14 protein-coding genes are annotated in these 12,060 nt (G+C 65.5%); 9 read left to right on the plus strand and 5 right to left on the minus strand.

Annotated features, from left to right (window positions below; translation table 11 throughout):
- Window positions 1-49: 49 nt before the first annotated feature.
- Window positions 50-2,131, minus strand: coding sequence for a methyl-accepting chemotaxis protein (locus AXW83_RS24650; RefSeq protein WP_066618708.1), 2,082 nt, complete (start codon window positions 2,129-2,131; stop codon window positions 50-52).
- Window positions 2,132-2,523: 392 nt separating this feature from the next.
- On the opposite strand from AXW83_RS24650, the gene AXW83_RS24655 reads away from it, so the two are divergent.
- A complete protein-coding gene (locus AXW83_RS24655) occupies window positions 2,524-3,534 on the plus strand; it encodes a complex I NDUFA9 subunit family protein (RefSeq protein ID WP_066618711.1) in 1,011 nt (336 codons plus the stop codon).
- A 165-nt stretch (window positions 3,535-3,699) separates the two neighbouring features.
- On the opposite strand, the gene AXW83_RS24660 is transcribed toward AXW83_RS24655, so the two are convergent.
- Complete coding sequence (locus tag AXW83_RS24660; RefSeq protein WP_066618714.1) at window positions 3,700-4,695, minus strand: 2-hydroxyacid dehydrogenase; 996 nt, start codon at window positions 4,693-4,695, stop codon at window positions 3,700-3,702.
- Window positions 4,696-4,895: 200 nt separating this feature from the next.
- On the opposite strand from AXW83_RS24660, the gene AXW83_RS24665 reads away from it, so the two are divergent.
- Window positions 4,896-5,423, plus strand: coding sequence for an SH3 domain-containing protein (locus AXW83_RS24665; protein WP_066618716.1), 528 nt, complete (start codon window positions 4,896-4,898; stop codon window positions 5,421-5,423).
- Between the two features lie 13 nt (window positions 5,424-5,436).
- Here the strand turns inward: AXW83_RS24665 and irr are convergent, their stop codons facing one another.
- Window positions 5,437-5,901 carry a Fur family transcriptional regulator Irr gene (gene irr, locus AXW83_RS24670; protein WP_066618722.1) on the minus strand — a complete coding sequence of 155 codons (465 nt, stop codon included), beginning with the start codon at window positions 5,899-5,901 and terminating at the stop codon, window positions 5,437-5,439.
- Between the two features lie 215 nt (window positions 5,902-6,116).
- On the opposite strand from irr, the gene fabA reads away from it, so the two are divergent.
- From fabA to AXW83_RS24705, 7 genes are all read left to right on the plus strand, one after another.
- The gene (gene fabA, locus AXW83_RS24675; RefSeq protein WP_066618725.1) at window positions 6,117-6,629 is read left to right on the plus strand and encodes a 3-hydroxyacyl-[acyl-carrier-protein] dehydratase FabA; all 513 of its coding nucleotides are present in this window, start codon (window positions 6,117-6,119) and stop codon (window positions 6,627-6,629) included.
- A 119-nt stretch (window positions 6,630-6,748) separates the two neighbouring features.
- Entirely contained in the window at window positions 6,749-7,975 is a 1,227-nt protein-coding gene (fabB, locus tag AXW83_RS24680; RefSeq protein ID WP_066618726.1) for a beta-ketoacyl-ACP synthase I, read from the plus strand.
- A gap of 10 nt (window positions 7,976-7,985) precedes the next feature.
- Window positions 7,986-8,261, plus strand: coding sequence for a DUF3303 domain-containing protein (locus AXW83_RS24685; protein WP_066618734.1), 276 nt, complete (start codon window positions 7,986-7,988; stop codon window positions 8,259-8,261).
- A gap of 50 nt (window positions 8,262-8,311) precedes the next feature.
- On the plus strand, window positions 8,312-8,554 hold the full coding sequence (locus tag AXW83_RS24690) for a type II toxin-antitoxin system VapB family antitoxin (RefSeq protein WP_066618738.1): 243 nt from the start codon (window positions 8,312-8,314) through the stop codon (window positions 8,552-8,554).
- Window positions 8,554-8,964 carry a type II toxin-antitoxin system VapC family toxin gene (locus AXW83_RS24695; RefSeq protein WP_066618739.1) on the plus strand — a complete coding sequence of 137 codons (411 nt, stop codon included), beginning with the start codon at window positions 8,554-8,556 and terminating at the stop codon, window positions 8,962-8,964. Before AXW83_RS24690 ends, AXW83_RS24695 begins: the two co-directional genes overlap by 1 nt.
- Window positions 8,965-8,985: 21 nt before the next feature.
- Window positions 8,986-9,819, plus strand: a complete 834-nt coding sequence (fabI, locus tag AXW83_RS24700; RefSeq protein WP_066618742.1) for an enoyl-ACP reductase FabI — start codon at window positions 8,986-8,988, stop codon at window positions 9,817-9,819.
- Window positions 9,820-9,872: 53 nt separating this feature from the next.
- On the plus strand, window positions 9,873-10,118 hold the full coding sequence (locus tag AXW83_RS24705) for a DUF2188 domain-containing protein (RefSeq protein ID WP_066618745.1): 246 nt from the start codon (window positions 9,873-9,875) through the stop codon (window positions 10,116-10,118).
- Window positions 10,119-10,127: 9 nt separating this feature from the next.
- Here the strand turns inward: AXW83_RS24705 and AXW83_RS24710 are convergent, their stop codons facing one another.
- Window positions 10,128-10,493 carry a hypothetical protein gene (locus AXW83_RS24710; RefSeq protein ID WP_082767391.1) on the minus strand — a complete coding sequence of 122 codons (366 nt, stop codon included), beginning with the start codon at window positions 10,491-10,493 and terminating at the stop codon, window positions 10,128-10,130.
- 103 nt (window positions 10,494-10,596) lie between these two features.
- Window positions 10,597-11,829 carry an argininosuccinate synthase gene (locus AXW83_RS24715; protein WP_066621195.1) on the minus strand — a complete coding sequence of 411 codons (1,233 nt, stop codon included), beginning with the start codon at window positions 11,827-11,829 and terminating at the stop codon, window positions 10,597-10,599.
- Between the last annotated feature and the right edge of the window lie 231 nt (window positions 11,830-12,060).

The following is a 12,060-nucleotide window of genomic DNA, read 5'->3' on the forward strand; positions in this document are numbered from 1 at the left end:
TTTCGGCGAAAGCAAGGCTTGCGGTGCGGCGCGATCCGCTGCCCCCGTCTCAGAACTCTTCCCATCCCGCATCGCTTGCGCGTCCGCCTGCGGCGGCCTTGCGGGCGGGTGCAGATGCGGGAGCGGGCCGGGCGGGGGCCGCGGTCCTTGCCGGCGGGGTCGGCCTGAGTTGGGCGAACGCGGCTTCTGCGAGCTTGCGCAGGCGTTCGGGCTCGCCGGCGGGGCTGGTGCTGCGGCCGGGCGTGTCCTGGCCGGTCCTGAACGCCGCGACGAGGTCGTTGAGCTGGCCGATCTTGCCGGTGAGCGAGCCCGCCGAGGCCGCGCTCTGTTCCGCGAGTGCCGCGTTCTGCTGCGTCATCTCGTCGAGATGGGCCACCGCCTGGCTCATCTCGTCGATGCCGTTGGCCTGCTCGGCCGAGGCGGTGGATATCTCGGCGATGGTCGAGGCGACCTTGCGCGAGGCCTCGAGGATGCGGGCCAGTTGCTCCCCGGCCTGGCGCACGAGCTTGACGCCGCCGGTGACCTCCTCGTTGGAGGACGAGATCAGGCCCGAAATGTCCTTGGCGGCCGAGGACGAGCGCTGCGCCAGCGTGCGCACCTCGCTGGCCACGACCGCAAAACCCTTGCCGGCGTCGCCGGCGCGCGCGGCTTCCACCGCCGCGTTCAGCGCCAGCAGATTGGTCTGGAAGGCGATGTCGTCGATCACCCGGATGATGTCGGAGATCTTCTGCGAGGCGGTCTCGATGCGCGCCATCGCCGCCACGGCTTCAGTCGCGATCGCGCCGCCCGACTGGGCCGCCTGCATCGCCTCGTCGGCGATCGTCGCCGCCTGGCGCGCACCCTGCGCCGAGGCCTTGACGGAGGCCGCGAGTTCCTCGGTCGTGGCGGCGGTCTCCTCCAGGCTCGAGGCCTGCTCCTCGGTGCGCTTCGACAGATCGTCGGCGCCCATGTTGATCTCGCGTGCCGCCAGACCGACATCCGACGAGGTCGTCTGGATCGTGCGCACCGTCGTCGAAAGGCGATCGACCGTCTCGTTGATCGCGCCCTTCAACTCGGCGAACTTGCCGAGGTAGCCGGTCTCGATCCGGCTCGTCAGATCGCCCCCCGCCACAGCCTGCAGGGCCAGGGCGAACTCGCTCGTCGCACTGTCGACCACCGCGTTGATCTCGTTGATGCCGGAGACCAGCTTCTGCATCTGCTCGTCGGCATGGTCGATCTGCAGCCGCGCCGAGAAATCGCCCGCGGCCGCCGCCGCAACCACCTCGCCGACGTCGGAGACAACCGCCTCCATCGACTGCGCCCGCGCCAGACGCGCCGCCGAAGCCGTGCGCTCGGCTGCTTCGAGATTCCTCATCGCCAGCAGTTTGTCGCGGAAGAGCTGGAGCGATGCGGCCATCTGGCCGATCTCGTCGCGGCGGTCCGCGCCCGCAACCTCGCTATCGAGGTCGCCGTCGGCGATCTTGCGCATCGTACCGGTGAAGCCGCGCAGCGGCAGCAGGACGCCGTTGCGGGCAACGAAGACGCTGAGCAGAAGACCGCCGGCCACGCCCAGAACGGCTACGACGATCTGGATCAGCAGGAAGCGATCGACCGACGCGAAGGCGTTGTTGCGCGTCGTTTCGATCGTCTGGCCGGAATAAGTCGTATAGGCCTTGACCGAGTCGGTGACGTTCTTCTGCCCGTTCAGGGCGACTGCCAGCGCCGCGTCGATCCGGGCCCGGTCCGTGGTCGCGGATTTCGCCATGGCGACCATCGCGCGGATGTCCTGGAAATAGCTGCCGAGCTTGGCGCGCACATCTCCCAGCAGCCGCTTCTCCTCCTGGTCGGCAAGGCTTTCCAGGACGGGAAGCCGGGCCAGCATCTCGCTCATCCGCCGCTCCGATTCCACGGCGAAATCGGCGTGTTTCTCGGGTTGGCCCGACAGCTGGTAGGTCATCCGGCTGATCGCGATGATGTCGATGCGCAGATCCATACTTTCGCGTGCGACCCGTCCGGTCTGTTCGACATCGAGCATGGACTGCTTCATCTGGGTCAATCCGAGCCACCCGACGATCGCGATGACGACGGCGACGGCGCTCATGACGGCGACGACGCCGATGAACTTGGACACGATGGAGACGTGCTTGAGCATTGTGCGGTCAAACCTTCGAAAGGCGAATGGCTCGGAGTGCCATGAGGGGTGTATCGGGTGGCGGCAACAATCGGCGAATGGGTCGAATAGCCCGGACGTTCCCCTTCGCCGAACTGCGAGGCGTTGATGCCTCCACCGATTATATCGCTGCCGCGAAAATCCCCGGGCAGGCGATCCGGTTGCGATATCCGATCGAACTGGCCTGGAACCTAGCGGCAGAGCCTTAAGGAAGTTTTGAAAAGCGCCGGATTCACCGGTTCCTCGTCTCAGTGTCCGCACGAATTCGACTCGGGCCGAGCGTTGCGCGTGCCGGCGGCACGCAAACCGGCTTTCCACATCGGGGCGAAATGCTTTAGGAGCGTTCCAATCCCCGCGCATGAGGCGAGCCGACCATGGCGACTGATCTCTTCCCTCCGAGCCAGCAACTCGTCACGGTCTTCGGCGGCTCCGGCTTCGTCGGCCGCCATGTCGTCAGGGCGCTGGTGAAGCGCGGCTATCGCGTGCGCGTCGCAGTGCGACGGCCCGATCTCGCGGGCTTCCTGCAGCCGCTCGGCACGGTCGGGCAAATCCATGCCGTCCAGGCCAATCTGCGTTATCCGGAATCGGTCGCGGCCGCGATCAAGGGCGCTGACGCTGTCGTCAACCTTGTCGGCATCCTGCAGGAGGGTGGTCGGCAGAACTTCACCAGCGTACAGGCCAACGGCCCGCGCGCCATCGCCCAAGCCTGTGCCGCGCTCGGCGTCTCGCGCTTCGTGCAGATCTCGGCAATCGGCGCTGCTGCCGATTCCGGGTCGCTCTACGCCCGCAGCAAGGCGCAAGGCGAGGCTGCCGTGCTCCAGGCCGTGCCCGGCGCGGTGATCCTGCGGCCCTCGATCGTGTTTGGACCCGAGGACGGCTTCTTCAACCGCTTCGCCTCGCTGGCGCGGATGCTGCCGGTGCTGCCTCTGATCGGCGGCGGCGAGACGAGGTTCCAGCCGGTCTTCGTCGGCGATGTCGCCGAGGCCGTTGCCCGCGCCGTCGATGGTGCGCTGACCGGCGGGCGCGTCTACGAACTCGGCGGCCCCGAGGTGAAGAGCTTCCGCGAACTCCTCGCCTATATCTGCGAGGTCACCGGCCGCAAGCGGGTCCTCGCGTCTCTGCCGTTTCCGCTCGCCCGCCTGCAGGCGCGCATCATCGAGATCGTCGATGGGTTGACGCTCGGTCTGCTTCCCAACGAACTCAAGCTAACGCGCGACCAGGTCACGCTGCTCGAAAGCGACAATGTCGTGTCGGATGCCGCCAGGGCCGAGGGCCGCGACTTCGCCGGGATCGGCATCGCGCCGAGTTCGATCGAGGCGATCGTGCCGTCCTATCTCTGGCGCTTCCGCAAGACCGGCCAGTTCGATACGGCCCGGGCGGGGTGAACAGCTTCTGCCGTTCCGCTCCGAGACCTTTTGAGAATTCGCCAGGGTGAGTCGGCTGGCGTGGCTGTCGAGAACCGGAGCGCAGCGGACTTTCTGTCCGTGAGCACCGGAAGCGGAGACAGTCGCGTCAGACGGCCGCCATGGTCGAATTCGCAAATGGTCTCGTCACAACATGCTCGGCAGCACCCGGTCCGGCGGCTTGTGGCCGTCCATGAAGGTCTTGATGTTGACGATGACCTTCTCGCCCATGTCGGCGCGGCCTTCATGCGTGGCCGAGCCCATATGCGGCAGCACCACGACGCGGTGGTTGCGCGCGAGCTTGAGCAGGCGCGGATTGACCGCGGGCTCGCTCTCATAGACGTCGAGCCCGGCGCCTGCGAGTTCGCCCGCCTCCAGCATCCGGGCCAGCGCCGTCTCGTCGACGATCTCGCCGCGCGCCGTGTTCACCAGGATCGCGTCGGGCTTCATCAGCTTGAGCCGGCGCGCCGAGAGCAGGTGGTAGGTCGCCGGGGTATGCGGGCAGTTGACCGAGACGATGTCCATCCGCGCCAGCATCTGGTCGAGTGAATCCCAATAGGTCGCGTCGAGCTTTTCCTCGGTTTTGGCATCGACGCGGCGGCGGTTGTGGTAGTGGATCGACAATCCGAAGGCGGCCGCGCGCTTTGCCACGGCCTGGCCGATGCGGCCCATGCCGACGATGCCGAGCCTTTTGCCGGCGATGCGGCGGCCGAGCATCCAGGTCGGCGACCAGCCGGCCCATTCGTCGTCTGGGATCACCCGGGCGCCCTCGGCGATCCGCCTCGCCACGGCCAGGATCAGCGCGATCGTCATGTCGGCGGTGTCGTCGGTCAGGACGCCCGGCGTATTGGTCACGGTGATGCCGCGCTGCACGGCGCTGGCGACGTCGATATTATCGACGCCATTGCCGAAATTCGCGATCAGCCTGAGCTGGTCGCCGGCTTGGGCGATCAGTCCCGCATCGATCCTGTCCGTGACTGTCGGCACCAGCACGTCGGCGGTCTTCACCGCCTCGACCAGCGCTGCCTGGCTCATCGGCGTGTCGTCGATGTTGAGCCTCGCGTCGAACAGCTCGCGCATACGGGTTTCGACCACGGCGGGCAGTTTGCGCGTGACCACGACCAGCGGCTTTTTCTTCGACATCGGCTGCTCCTCTCCGCTGGTCTTCGCCCCGCCGCCTTTTGGCCTCAACCCGTCATTAACCGAGTGGGATCAGGAATGAATGACGGCTGGATCGCGGGGCACTTGTTCCGTTGTCTAAGTGGCGGCGCGGCGGATGACAACATGACCTTCGCCGGGGTGCCGCCTGCGGCTGGTTTGCGGATGATAGGGAGTTTGAGGCGATGGTGGCTTTCGCGGTGCGTGCTTTTGTTCTGGCGGCCGGTCTGGCCCTGTCGGGCGGCGCCGCGTCGGCCCAGGACATGGCGGCCGGCTCCGTCACCGGCCTGCCGGTCCCACGCTATGTCAGTCTGAAGTCGGACCGGGTGAACCTGCGCGAGGGTCCTTCCAAGGAGCATAGCACGCGCTGGGTCTATCAGCGGGCTGGCCTGCCGGTCGAGATCGTCGCCGAGTTCGAGACCTGGCGGCGCGTTCGGGATGCCGACGGTTCGGAAGGCTGGGTTCTCCACAGCCTGCTGTCGGGCCGGCGCACCGCGCTCGTCGCGCCATGGGAGAAGGCCAAGGACCAGACGATCACGTTGTATGGCAGCGCCGACGCGAACGCGGCCGTCGTCGCCCGGCTTCAGCCCAACGTCATCGTCAATGTCGCGAACTGCGCCAACAGCTGGTGCCGCGTCAGCATCGCCAAGACGGATGGCTATCTCAAGCAGGAACGCCTGTGGGGCGTCTATCCCAACGAGAAGGTTGATTGACCCGGGCGCCGGCTCAGGCGTCGATCCGGCGCAGCCGCACCACGACATCGACGCGGGCTATTTCGTAGCCCTCCGGCGGCTCGGGCAGGGCCGCGACATCGACGGCCGAGGCCGGGATGTCGATCACGGTATTTTCGCCATCGACGACGAAATGATGATGCTCGCTGTTGTCGGTATCGAAATAGGTCTTGGCCCCGTCGATCGCGAGTTCGCGCAGCAGGCCCGCCTGGGTGAACTGGTGCAGCGTGTTGTAGACCGTCGCCAACGAGACCGGCGCGCGCGCCTTCATCGCCTCCTCGTAGAGCATCTCGGCGCTGACATGGCGGTCGCCCTTGGCGAAGAGCAGCCAGCCGAGCGAAACGCGCTGGCGCGTCGGGCGAAGGCCCACGCGTCGCAGGCGCTGGCGCACGTCATGAAACGGGCAGCCCTGCCGTGCGGTCGATCCATAGCCCTGGTCCTGGGAGATCAGATCGCTCATGCTTTGGGCCGGCCTCTCTGGAGTTTGCCGCACCGCGCATCTCTGGCCTGCGGCGTCCGACGAAGAACACAGTCCAGATGTAAGGCTTCGGCCCGGTGGTCGCAAGCGCGGGACGTTTGGCCTTACGCCCTTCCGTTCCGGCGTGGCGACGTGTTAGGCACGGCCCGATAGCAAACGACCGCCACCTCGGCGGACGGACACGGAGCGGAACGCGCATGGAGCGGCAATCGTCATTCAGCTATGAGGACATCCTCAGCTGCGGTCGCGGCGAGCTGTTCGGGCCAGGCAATGCGCAATTGCCGCTGCCGCCGATGCTGATGTTCGACCGCATCGTCGAGATCAGCGAGACCGGCGGTGCCAATGGCAAGGGCGTCGTCCGCGCCGAATTCGACATCAAGCCCGACCTCTGGTTCTTCGACTGCCACTTCAAGGGCGACCCGGTGATGCCCGGCTGCCTCGGCCTCGACGCGCTCTGGCAGCTCACCGGCTTCTTCCTCGGCTGGCTCGGCCTGCCGGGCCGCGGCCGGGCGCTCGGCGTCGGCGAGGTCAAGTTCGCCGATCAGGTGCTGCCATCGGTCAAGCAGGTCGTCTATGGCGTCGAGTTCAAGCGCGTCTTCAAGTCCAAGCTCGTGCTTGGCATCGCCGATGGCTGGCTGGAGGCGGACGGCAAGCGAATCTACACGGTGAGCGACATGCGCGTCGGCCTGTTCAAGCCGGAAGCCGCCTGAGCAAAACCACGGCTTGCGCCTTGCGCTTGTCATTCCGGCAGGCCATCTGCGCCTGACGAATAGAAAGCACCGGGTCCGACGGTCCTGGCCGCACGAGATATGAAGCCGGAGAAGCGAGCATGAGACGCGTGGTGGTCACCGGGATGGGCATCGTCTCGTCCATCGGCAACAATACGCAGGAAGTGCTGTCCTCCCTGCATGAAGCGAAATCCGGCATCTCCTTCATGCCCGATTTCGCCGAGCACGGCTTCCGCAGCCGTGTCGGCGGCATGCCGAGCCTCGATCCCGCGACCGTGCTCGATCGGCGCGCCATGCGCTTCCACGGCGGCGGCTCGGCCTGGAACCAGGTCGCCATGGAGCAGGCCATCGCGGATGCCGGTCTCGAAACCTCCGAGATCAGCCATGAGCGCACCGGCATCGTTATGGGTTCGGGCGGCCCCTCCACCCGCGCCTTGATCGATGCATACGACAAGGCCCGCGAGAGCGGCTCCTCCAAGAAGGTCGGTCCCTTCGCCGTGCCCAAGGGCATGTCCTCGACCGCCTCGGCGACGCTCGCGACCTGGTTCAAGATCAAGGGCGTCAACTATTCGATCTCGTCGGCCTGCGCGACCTCGAACCACTGCATCGGCAACGCCTATGAGTTGATCCAGTGGGGCAAGCAGGACGTCATCTTCGCCGGCGGCTGCGAGGAACTCGACTGGACGCTGTCGGTGCTCTTCGACGCGATGGGCGCCATGTCGACCGACTATAACGACACGCCCGCCCGCGCCTCGCGCGCCTATGACGTCAACCGCGACGGCTTCGTCATCGCCGGCGGCGCCGGCGTCGTCGTGCTGGAGGAACTGGAGCACGCGAAAGCGCGCGGCGCGAAGATCTATGGCGAGATTGTCGGCTACGGCGCGACCTCGGACGGCTACGACATGGTCGCGCCGTCGGGCGAGGGCGCGGTGCGCTGCATGAAAATGGCGCTTCAGGGCGTCAACGCGAAGGTCGACTACATCAACCCCCACGGCACCTCGACCCCGGTCGGCGACGCCAAGGAGATCGAGGCGATCCGCGAGGTCTTCGGCTCCGGCGACAAGGCGCCGCCGATTTCCGCCACCAAGTCGCTCACCGGCCATTCGCTGGGCGCGACCGGCGTGCAGGAGGCGATCTATTCGCTGCTGATGCTCAACAACGACTTTATCTGCGAGAGCGCCCATATCGACGAGCTAGACCCCGCCTTCGCCGATATGCCGATCGTGCGCAAGCGCATCGACAATGCCGGGCTGGGCTGCGTTCTCTCGAACTCCTTCGGGTTTGGCGGGACGAACGCGACCATCGTGATGAAGAAGCTCGAAGCCTGAGGTCGCGCCAATGCTGTTCATGGTGATCGAGCATTTCGATCAGGCGCGGGTGAAGGAGATCTACGCGCGCTTCCACGAGAAGGGCCGCATGGCGCCCGAAGGCCTGACCTATCTCGACAGCTGGATCTCAGCGGATTTCGCCCGCTGCTTCCAGGTGATGGAATGCGACGACGTTACCAAGCTGCAGGAATGGGTCCTGGCCTGGGGCGATCTCGCCCGCTTCGAGATCGTGCCGCTGGCCACGTCGAAGGACACGGCGGCGGCGGTCAAGAAGCATTTGACGTGACAGTGGCGGTCTAGACTGATAGGCCTTGCGTCTAGATCAGGAGATGCTAGATGGCCTTTCACATACGCGATGACCGTACCGACAGGGTCGTTCGTCAACTGGCGACCCGCCGTAAGCTCAGCATCACCGAGACTGTTCGGCTCGCAGCAGAGAATGAACTCAACCGCGATAGCGTGGATGACGAAGCTTTCATGGCGCGCATCCGCGATATCCAACGTCAGGCTGCTGCCTATCCAAAAACGGGTCTGAAGGCGGACAAGGCGTTCTACGACGAATTGTCGGGCGACATCTGATGTATATTGATGCCTCGGCGTTGGTTGCGATCATCGTGGACGAGCCCGAGGCTGAAGAGTTCGGCATGGCTATTCGCACGTCGACGACAGGCCGGTTCACAGCGCCGATCGCCATCTACGAGGCGACTCTTGGCGTTGCCAGAGTTCTGTCGTGTCCGGTGGCGCGGGCGCGGCAACTGGTCGTCGGGTTGTTGAAGGCCATGTCGGTTGCGGTGGCTCCTCTCGACGATCGTCATGCCTCGGCCGCGCTGTCGGCGCACGAGCGTTTTGGCAAAGGCCAGCACGCCGCGAGGCTGAACATGGGCGATTGTTTCGCTTATGCCGTTGCGGCTGAAGCTGCTCTGCCGATCCTTTTCAAAGGCGACGACTTCGGTCAGACCGACTTGCCTTCCGCACTGTCCGCCTCCTGATCAACGAACCGAACGGTCCCCATGCTCCCCCTCATGCACAACAAGCGCGGCCTCGTCATGGGCGTTGCCAACCAGAACTCGATCGCCTGGGGCATCGCGCGCACTCTGCATGCCCATGGCGCCGAGATGGCCTTCACCTATCAGGGCGATGCGCTCGGCAAGCGTGTCAGGCCGCTGGCCGAAAGCATCGGCTCGACGCTCGTGCTGCCCTGTGACGTGGAGGATATCGCCACGGTCGATGCGGCCTTTTCCGCGATCGACGAGGCCTGGGGCGGCGATCCCGAGCGCAATACGCTCGATTTCCTGATCCACGCCATCGGCTTCTCCGACAAGAACGAGCTCAAGGGCCTCTACGCCGACACCAGCCGCGAGAATTTTTCACGCACCATGGTGATCTCCTGCTTCTCCTTCACCGAAGCCGCCAAACGCGCCGCAGAGCGCATGCCCAAAGGCGGCAGCATGATCACGCTGACCTATGGCGGCTCGACTCGAGTCATGCCGAACTACAACGTCATGGGCGTCGCCAAGGCCGCGCTCGAATCCAGCATGCGTTATCTCGCGGCCGATTACGGTCCGCGTGGCATCCGCGTCAACGCGCTCTCGCCCGGACCGGTCCGCACCCTCGCCGGCGCCGGCATCTCGGATGCCCGCGCAATGTATTCCTGGCAGCGCGCCAATTCGCCGCTGCGGAAATCGGTTTCGCTCGACGAGATCGGCGGCTCGGCGCTGTATTATCTCTCCGATCTCTCGGGCGGCGTCACCGGCGACATCCACCATGTCGATGCCGGCTACAACATCACCTCGATGCCGGCGCTGGACGGGCTGCGCGCAGCCGATGCCGGCACCGGCGAGTAAGGAACTCGGGCGAGCGCCCGCAGTTCTTCCGTCAACCGACAAGGAGAGACGCGATGGTCACGGTCAAGTACGAAGTCGTCGAGCATGATGGCGGCTGGGCCTACAAGGTCGGCGATGCGATTTCGGAGACGTTTCCGACGCATGATGCGGCCCTGAAGGCGGCGTCCAGTGCCGCCGCCCGCCAGACCGTGGCCGGCACCACCGACGGCATCGTCTATCAGGACAAGGACGGCAAGTGGCACGAGGAACTGGCCGACGGTCACGACCGGCCGGCGACCCGTGTCATCGACCAGCCCTGACCGCTCTGGTCAGCGGGCCGTAAAGAAGGTCAGCAGCACCTTGCCCTTCTCGCCGATCAGGCAGAGGAACCGGCGCGGCTTGTCCGACTTGTCGGTCCGCAGATAGGCCTCGCCCATGATGATCTTGGTGATCGGCGTGTCCTCGACTTTGGTTTCCGCCGTGGCGATCGTCGCGCCGTCCTCGTCGAGGTAGATATCCTTGATCTCAGGCTCCCGCGTCGAGATCGTATGAAGCGCCGCCGACTTGCAGGAAGCGATCTCCGGCGAGGCAGGCTTCTCCGACGGGGCGCCGGAGGTCGGGCCTGCGGTCTGTGCAAGGGCAGGTGCCGCTAACAGCGTTGCGATCAGCAGGGCGGTGGTGGTCAGGCGCGTCATGATGGGCACTCTGGGGGAGGGTGCAGCTTCAACGCGCGAAAGGCGGGGAGGTTCGACCTCTTGGTGCGCGCGATGGCGCGCGCCAAGAGGTTTTTAGGCTGCCTCAGAGGCCCAGCTTCTTCTTCCGCTGCCCAAGCGTCCGCAGCCGCAGCGCATTCAGCTTGATGAACCCGGCCGCATCGCGGTGGTCATAGGCCACGGCGCCTTCCTCGAACGTCACCAGGTCCTGGTCGTATAGCGAATAGGGGCTCGAGCGCCCGACGACATGGACGCCGCCCTTGTAGAGCTTCAGCCGCACGGTCCCGGCGACGAACTCCTGGCTCTTGTCGATCAGCGCCTGCAGCATCTCGCGCTCGGGCGAGAACCAGAAGCCGTTATAGATCAGCTCGGCGTATTGCGGCATGATCTGGTCCTTCAGATGGGCCGCGCCGCGGTCGAGCGTGATCGACTCGATGGCGCGATGTGCCACGGCCAGGATCGTGCCGCCGGGCGTCTCGTACATGCCGCGCGACTTCATGCCGACGAAGCGGTTCTCGACGAGATCGAGCCGGCCGATGCCATTGTCGCGGCCGAGATCGTTGAGCCTGGCCAGCAGCGTCGCGGGCGACATTTTTTCGCCGTCGATCGCGGTTGCGTCGCCGGTTTCGAAATCGATCGTGATGTAGGTCGGCTTGTCGGGCGCGTCCTCGGGCGAGATCGTGCGCGAATAGACGTAGTCCGGCACCTCCTGCGCCGGATCCTCCAGAACCTTGCCCTCGGAGGAGGCGTGCAGCAGGTTGGCGTCGACCGAGAACGGCGCCTCGCCGCGCTTGTCCTTGGCGATCGGGATCTGGTGTTGTTCGGCAAAGGCGATCAACTGCTCGCGCGAGCGCAGGTCCCATTCGCGCCAGGGCGCGATCACCACGACATCGGGCTTCAGCGCATAAGCCGTGAGTTCGAAACGGACCTGGTCGTTGCCCTTGCCGGTCGCCCCATGGGAGACGGCGTCGCCGCCGACCTTCTCGGCGATCTCGATCAGCTTCTTGGCGATGAGCGGCCGCGCGATCGAGGTCCCCAGCAGATAGACGCCCTCATAGGCGGCATTCGCCCGGAACATCGGGAAAACATAATCGCGCACGAACTCCTCGCGCAAATCCTCGATGAAGATGTTCTCCGGCTTGATGCCGAGGAGCAGCGCCTTGTCGCGCGCCGGTCCGAGCTCCTCGCCCTGCCCGAGATCGGCGGTGAAGGTCACGACCTCGCAGTTGTAGGTGATCTGGAGCCATTTCAGGATGATCGAGGTGTCCAGTCCGCCGGAATAGGCGAGGACGACCTTCTTCACGCTCTTGTCGGTCATGGCTGCTTTGTCCTGCTGTGGCGGCATCGGGCGATGCCGCGATCGTCGGGCCTTGGTCGGCCGCGTTTTGGGCTCAATGGCGCACTATCTCAGGGCCGGATGCGACGCAATCGGAACCTTTTGATTGATCTCGCGTCTTCCCCTGATGGATCGATGTTGATGACATCCGTCCTGTTCGGGGAGGTTCGCCAGCCACCCTTGCAGTCGGATGCCGCGAGGCAGAAAGTCCGG

Source organism: Bosea sp. PAMC 26642 (genome assembly GCF_001562255.1).
Lineage (GTDB): Bacteria > Pseudomonadota > Alphaproteobacteria > Rhizobiales > Beijerinckiaceae > Allobosea.

Excerpts from the sequence above, each read along its gene's own strand:
- AXW83_RS24665 (WP_066618716.1), top strand. The coding sequence starts at position 4,896 with ATGGTGGCTTTCGCGGTGCGTGCTTTTGTTCTGGCGGCCGGTCTGGCC.
- AXW83_RS24660 (WP_066618714.1), bottom strand. The coding sequence starts at position 4,695 with ATGTCGAAGAAAAAGCCGCTGGTCGTGGTCACGCGCAAACTGCCCGCC.
- AXW83_RS24715 (WP_066621195.1), bottom strand. The coding sequence starts at position 11,829 with ATGACCGACAAGAGCGTGAAGAAGGTCGTCCTCGCCTATTCCGGCGGA.
- AXW83_RS24685 (WP_066618734.1), top strand. The coding sequence starts at position 7,986 with ATGCTGTTCATGGTGATCGAGCATTTCGATCAGGCGCGGGTGAAGGAG.
- AXW83_RS24650 (WP_066618708.1), bottom strand. The coding sequence starts at position 2,131 with ATGCTCAAGCACGTCTCCATCGTGTCCAAGTTCATCGGCGTCGTCGCC.
- AXW83_RS24655 (WP_066618711.1), top strand. The coding sequence starts at position 2,524 with ATGGCGACTGATCTCTTCCCTCCGAGCCAGCAACTCGTCACGGTCTTC.
- AXW83_RS24705 (WP_066618745.1), top strand. The coding sequence starts at position 9,873 with ATGGTCACGGTCAAGTACGAAGTCGTCGAGCATGATGGCGGCTGGGCC.
- AXW83_RS24690 (WP_066618738.1), top strand. The coding sequence starts at position 8,312 with ATGGCCTTTCACATACGCGATGACCGTACCGACAGGGTCGTTCGTCAA.
- fabA (WP_066618725.1), top strand. The coding sequence starts at position 6,117 with ATGGAGCGGCAATCGTCATTCAGCTATGAGGACATCCTCAGCTGCGGT.
- AXW83_RS24710 (WP_082767391.1), bottom strand. The coding sequence starts at position 10,493 with ATGACGCGCCTGACCACCACCGCCCTGCTGATCGCAACGCTGTTAGCG.
- irr (WP_066618722.1), bottom strand. The coding sequence starts at position 5,901 with ATGAGCGATCTGATCTCCCAGGACCAGGGCTATGGATCGACCGCACGG.
- fabB (WP_066618726.1), top strand. The coding sequence starts at position 6,749 with ATGAGACGCGTGGTGGTCACCGGGATGGGCATCGTCTCGTCCATCGGC.
- fabI (WP_066618742.1), top strand. The coding sequence starts at position 8,986 with ATGCTCCCCCTCATGCACAACAAGCGCGGCCTCGTCATGGGCGTTGCC.
- AXW83_RS24695 (WP_066618739.1), top strand. The coding sequence starts at position 8,554 with ATGTATATTGATGCCTCGGCGTTGGTTGCGATCATCGTGGACGAGCCC.